Here is a 5,818-nt window from a genome sequence, read left to right on the forward strand (position 1 = left end):
TTATTACTTTTAAAAATTTATTTCCGTCATCTGTCTGACGAATTTTGTATTTTTTAGATTAATTTTTATGAATTATTTATTTTTAAGCTTATCTTTAAATTTGCTGTAAAATAGGCACCCTTTTAAACTTATACGAATATAAAAATATTACGCATAGACTATCTAATGCACTAAAAAGAGTGTTTTAGTCCTATAATGCCTCAGAAAGCTTAAGCCAAAATTTAATCTCGTCGTTTCAAATTTGACGGAATACTTTTTGCTAGAACTTACCGTTAGTAATATAAAAAGGATAAAAATGCAGATCAAAAACGGCACTTCAAACGAGATTTTAAAGACCTTAGCAAACCGCGTAGCTCAAGGTCAAAAAGGCGATAAATTTTTAGCCTACTCTACGCTCGCGGCGGCAAATTTGACGGATTTTGCAAATATGCTAGATAAATTTAACGAAAAAGCAAGTTCAGGCAGTGCGACGGATAAATTTGACGCGGATAAATTTCACGGCGGCGAGGCCGGCTCGTTTTTACGAAATTTAGCCCGCGACGAAAACGAAGCGCAAATCTACGCCAAACTAGAACGCGAAGCCAAAGAAGCCACGAAGATGTTTAAGAAATTTGATTTTATGCAGATGATGACGAAGCTAGAGATGGGTAATCTAAAAGACGGCGAACGAGCGGAAATCTTTGCCAAAATGAACAAAATCGCGAGGGAAATTTGACTTTAATGCGGGGCAAATTTGCCCCCACTCTTTCAAAAAATGTTCTACAAAGATTGCTACAAATAAATTTAAGATAAATCGACAAACTACGCACACCGGCTCAAGAGAGTCAAATTTAAGGTAAATTTCTCAGCCGTCTTTCCTTAAATTTTTGTATATTTTATCTGTTTTTTGATAAAATCGCGAATTTTAAGGATAAGGAAAATTTGAATATGAATTATGATATTATCGTCGTCGGAGGCGGTCACGCGGGCATCGAAGCCAGCCTCGCCGCCGCAAGAATGGGCAAAAAAACACTGCTAATCACAATCCTAGCCGAGCAAATCGGCGCCGCCAGCTGCAACCCCGCAATAGGGGGCCTAGCAAAAGGCCACCTCGTAAAAGAGATCGACGCCTTAGGCGGGCAAATGGGGCTAACGACCGATGCCGTGGGTATACAGTTTCGCGTACTAAACGAGAGCAAGGGCCCGGCCGTGCGAGGTAGCCGCGCTCAGATCGATATGGACCGCTACCGCATCTATATGCGAAATTTACTGCTAAATACGCCAAATCTTGAAATCAGCCAAGAGATCGCGACGCAAATTTTAAGCTCGGACGGCGAGATCACGGGCGTGAAAACCCACCTAGGCAACGAGTATAAAACCAGCAAACTCATCATCACGACGGGCACGTTTTTAAACGGACTCATTCACGTCGGATTTAACAAACTAGAAGCCGGCCGCGTAGGCGAACTAAGCGCCAAAAATCTAAGCGATAGCCTGCGCGAACTAGGCCTAGAGGTCGGACGGCTAAAGACCGGCACATGCCCGCGCGTGGACGCTAAAAGTATCGACTTTAGCGTGCTTGAGATCCAAGGCGGCGACGAGGATCCAAGCCCCTTTAGCTTCCGCACGAGAGACTTCGCGCCTACGCAACTGCCCTGCTACATCGCATACACGAACGAGACCACGCACGACATCATCCGCTCAAATTTTGACAAAGCGCCGCTATTTACGGGTCAGATAGAGGGCGTGGGTCCGCGCTACTGCCCGAGCATCGAGGATAAGATAAATAGATTCGGCGACCGCGACAGGCATCATCTTTTCGTCGAGCCGCAGACGCTAGAGGCCACGGAGTACTATATCAACGGCTTTTCTACGAGCTTGCCGTATGAAGTGCAGGTCGCGATGCTACGCTCGGTCAAAGGCTTTGAAAACGCGCGCATCGTGCGCCACGGCTACGCGATCGAGTACGACTACGTCCAGCCCACCGAGCTAAAACACACGCTAGAGACCAAAAAGGCGCGCGGACTCTATCTCGCAGGCCAGATCAACGGCACGACGGGCTACGAGGAGGCTGGCGCGCAGGGGCTGATGGCCGGCATAAACGCAGCGCTTGCGCTTGATGGCAAAGAGCCGTTCGTCCTACGACGCGACGAGGCCTACATCGGCGTCCTCATCGATGATCTGGTGACCAAAGGTACGAAGGAGCCATACCGTATGTTTACCTCCCGCGCCGAGTATAGGCTGCTGCTGCGCGAGGATAACGCCGTGCTGCGCCTGGGAGGATACGGCCGCGAGCTTGGCTTGCTAGACGAAGCGACGTTTGAGAAAATAGAAGCCATAAGGTCAAATTTGACTCGCGGGCTAGAGCTACTAAACACCACCGAGATCACGCCGACAAAGCGAAATTTAGAGCTTTTAGCTAGTCTTGACGAGGAGATAATCAGCCAAAATTTGACCCTGCAAAAAATCGTCGCCAGAAAGAGCTTTACAGGCGAAAAACTGCGCAAGCTAGATCCATTTTTTGAGGCGCTCGACGAAGCAAGCTTGGAGCAAATTTTAGTCGAAGCCAAATACCAGCACTACATCGCCGAGCAAAAAAGCCAAATAGAGCGCATGAAAGATATGCTGCAAGTGCGTATCCCAGAGGGCTTTAGCTTCCGCGGTATCAGCGGGCTAAGCAACGAAGTGGTAGAAAAGCTAGAAACCTTTAATCCTCCTACGCTTTTTGCCGCCAGCGAGATTAGCGGTATCACGCCCGCAGCGATAGATATTTTGCACATTTATATAAAGATGAACGCTAAGGAGCCGCGATAAAATGCTATTTAATAAGGATGAGCGTTAAATTTGGGGTTAAATTTAACGCTTCGCCTTTTTTGCGTTTTAATTTTACGAACCCGTCAAATTTAATCGTATCTGCTAATCTCTATCAAATTTCCGTCCGGGTCGCGCACGTAGATTGAGCTTATCGCTCCAAGCGCGCCCGTTCGCGGCACCATCCCTGCTCTACGGCGATACCCGCAGCCTCCAGCTCCCCTAAAACCGACTCAAGCGGCGTATCCGTAAGCAAGCAGATATCGGCCGTTCCGACGTTTGCGTTTAGGGCGTTTGGCAAAATTTCCTCGCCTTTTACGTGCAAATTTATCTTTTGCGAGCCGAAGGCCAGAGCCTTGCGTCCGTTTGCGAAATCAACCTCGCGCATACCCAGTACTCGCACGTAAAAATCAAGCGTCCGTTGTAAATCAGTAACCGTTAAAACGATATGATCGATCGAAGCGATACGCATAAATTCTCCTTTTAAATCAAATTTAACAAAACATTGCCCACTAAAAACGGCAAATTTTACGGCGCAAATTTAAAGCCGCTCGGCATTAAATTTTGCGGCGCGGGTAAATCAAGCAGAATAAAACCAAATTTAAATTTAGCTGACCCGCGAAGCGTCAAATTTAATCGCCCAAGCCCGATTGCTCCCAAATTTTATCCACAAAAGCCTCAAAAAGGCAAAATAGTAAATGATTTTTTAAAAAATAATTTAAATATCTAAACTATTTGCAGGAAAAATAAAATTTTAATTTTCATAAGAGTATAATGGCGAGTATTTTTTAAAAAACTGCTGAAAGGAAGGTAATGTCCGTAAAACAAGAAAGACGAGATTTTATCGGTTTGGCGTTCGGGGCGGTGGCCGCAGTCGGCGGCGCGGCGACCCTCGTAGCCGTCAAAAAGACCTGGGATCCGCTTCCTAGCGTTAAGGCGGCGGGATTTACGACCGTAGATCTTAGCCCGATGAAAGAGGGCGAGATGCGCCAAATAGAGTGGCGCAAAAAGCCGATATTTATCCTAAAAAAAGACGCTTCGATGGCGCCTAACGACAAGCGCGACGTCGTGGTAGACGGTGCTAGATATATGGTGGCGATCGGGCTTTGCACGCATCTTGGCTGCATCCCGGAGTGGAAACCGGGCAAGCAACTTTTCGTTTGCGCCTGTCACGGAGGCGAATTTAACGCAGACGGCGTAAATACCTTCGGCCCTCCTCCGCGCCCGCTAGACATACCGCCGTTTAAGATAGACGGTACGAAACTCGTTCTGGGCGAAACCAGCCCCGAATACGAAAAACTAGCGGCTCAAGCGTAAGGAGGGGAAAATGCACATCAGAAAATCAACGGGCGTTTTAGACTGGCTGGATCAAAGGATCGCCCTAAACAAGCTAATGAAAGTCCTCGTCAGCGAATACTGGATACCGAAAAATATAAATTTCCTCTGGGCGATGGGCGTTATACTCACGACGCTTTTTGCTTTGCTTATTTTTACCGGATTTATGCTAGTTATGTACTACAAACCGGACATAAATTTAGCCTTTGACAGCGTAAATTTTACCATAATGAAAGAGGTCGAGTACGGCTGGCTATGGCGTCACATACATGCGGTTGCGGCTTCGGTCGTATTTTTAATCATCTACATACATACCTTTACGGCGATCTACTACGGCTCTTACAAAAAAGGTCGCGAGATGATTTGGGTCAGCGGCATGTTGCTCTTCATCCTGTTTTCAGCCGAGGCTTTTAGCGGATATATGCTACCTTGGGGTCAGATGAGCTACTGGGCGGCGATGGTTATTACGAATTTATTCGGCGGCATCCCGGTTATCGGCGATGCGGTGGTCGAGTGGATCAGAGGCGACTACGCCGTTAGTGATCCTACTTTGACGAGATTTTTCATGCTTCACGTATGCTTGCTACCGATCGTGCTTATAGCAGTCGTCGCGATACACTTTTATACGCTCCGCGTTCCGCACGTAAATAACGAAACGGGCGAAGAGATAGACTTTGATATCGAGGCTGAAAAATATCTAAGCGGCGATAAGAAAAATGCTAAAGTTATTCCGTTTTGGCCGGGATTTTTGGCAAAAGACTTTATGTACATCGGCTTTTTTATGATTTTCTTTTTCTATTTAGTCTGTTTCCATTTCAACTTCGCGATGGATCCGATAAATTTCGAGCCGGGCAACCCGCTAAAAACGCCTCCGCACATCTATCCTGAGTGGTACTTCTTGTGGCAGTACGAGATTTTACGCGGATTTTTCTTCGATATTTTCGGCTTTAAAGCTTACAACATCGGCCTTATCGCGTTTGCGATCGCGGGCGTAGCTCTATTTTTTATGCCGCTTTACGATAGAAGCGATGTCGTGGCTCCGGCTCACGAGAGAAAAGGCTTTTTCGTATGGTTCTGGTTGCTAGTGGTCGATATGATCGTGCTTACGATCTTCGGTAAGCTACCTGCCGACGGCGTGACGCTTGGTATTTCAAACTCATGGATAGGATTTTACTCGACCATTACGTTTTTCGTTCTGCTTTTTGTCGTTTTACCTATCATAACGACTCTTGAGAAAAAAGGAGCGGTAAAATGAGAGAGTTAAAAATTTTCATAATCGTAGTTATTTTAACCGGCGTAACATACTGGGGTATCGAGCCTTACGCGCATAACGTCATGCATCCGCACGTCGGCGCGGCCGATTACGACTTTGGCACCGAGGATATAAATCAAGCCAAATCAGTAGTAGAAGCTAGACAAAAAGCCCTTGATGCGACAAAAGCTCTGAATGACGAGAAAAAAGTCGCCGGAGCACAAAAAGATCTCGAAGAGGCACAAAAATCTCTCGAAGACTACACCGCGTTTTGGAACGATATAAAGGCTATAAATTTAGCCAAAGGCGACGCGACTAAAGGCGCAGAAACCTTTGCAAGTGCTGGCTGCGCAGGCTGTCACGGCGTCGAGGCTGCGGGTATGCCGACAGCTATGAGCGCTGCTGAACTTAGCGAAGCGTACGGCGTAGTGCCGCCTGATC

Annotated in this window: 4 protein-coding genes and 2 pseudogenes; 5 read left to right on the forward strand and 1 reads right to left on the reverse strand. The window is 46.8% G+C overall.

Features of this window, described 5'->3' with window-relative positions; genetic code table 11:
- Positions 1-295 precede the first annotated feature (295 nt).
- Positions 296-715, forward strand: a complete 420-nt coding sequence (locus Q0314_RS09790; protein ID WP_298058603.1) for a hypothetical protein — start codon at positions 296-298, stop codon at positions 713-715.
- Positions 716-927: 212 nt separating this feature from the next.
- Positions 928-2,793 carry a tRNA uridine-5-carboxymethylaminomethyl(34) synthesis enzyme MnmG gene (gene mnmG, locus Q0314_RS09795; protein WP_298058605.1) on the forward strand — a complete coding sequence of 622 codons (1,866 nt, stop codon included), beginning with the start codon at positions 928-930 and terminating at the stop codon, positions 2,791-2,793.
- 89 nt (positions 2,794-2,882) lie between these two features.
- Here mnmG and Q0314_RS09800 read toward each other — a convergent pair.
- Positions 2,883-3,262 (reverse strand): annotated as a pseudogene (locus Q0314_RS09800) (VOC family protein).
- A 341-nt stretch (positions 3,263-3,603) separates the two neighbouring features.
- Here Q0314_RS09800 and Q0314_RS09805 point away from each other — a divergent pair.
- The 3 genes and pseudogenes from Q0314_RS09805 to Q0314_RS09815 all read left to right on the forward strand — a co-directional run.
- A complete protein-coding gene (locus Q0314_RS09805) occupies positions 3,604-4,107 on the forward strand; it encodes a Rieske 2Fe-2S domain-containing protein (RefSeq protein WP_122866463.1) in 504 nt (167 codons plus the stop codon).
- 10 nt (positions 4,108-4,117) lie between these two features.
- Positions 4,118-5,380 (forward strand): cytochrome bc complex cytochrome b subunit, encoded by a 1,263-nt coding sequence (locus tag Q0314_RS09810; RefSeq protein ID WP_004322317.1) that lies wholly within the window; start codon positions 4,118-4,120, stop codon positions 5,378-5,380.
- Positions 5,377-5,818: pseudogene (locus tag Q0314_RS09815) on the forward strand (cytochrome C); the annotation flags it as partial. The gene Q0314_RS09810 and the pseudogene Q0314_RS09815, both read left to right, overlap by 4 nt.

The organism is uncultured Campylobacter sp. (genome assembly GCF_938040115.1).
In the GTDB taxonomy this organism is placed as follows: Bacteria; Campylobacterota; Campylobacteria; order Campylobacterales; family Campylobacteraceae; genus Campylobacter_A.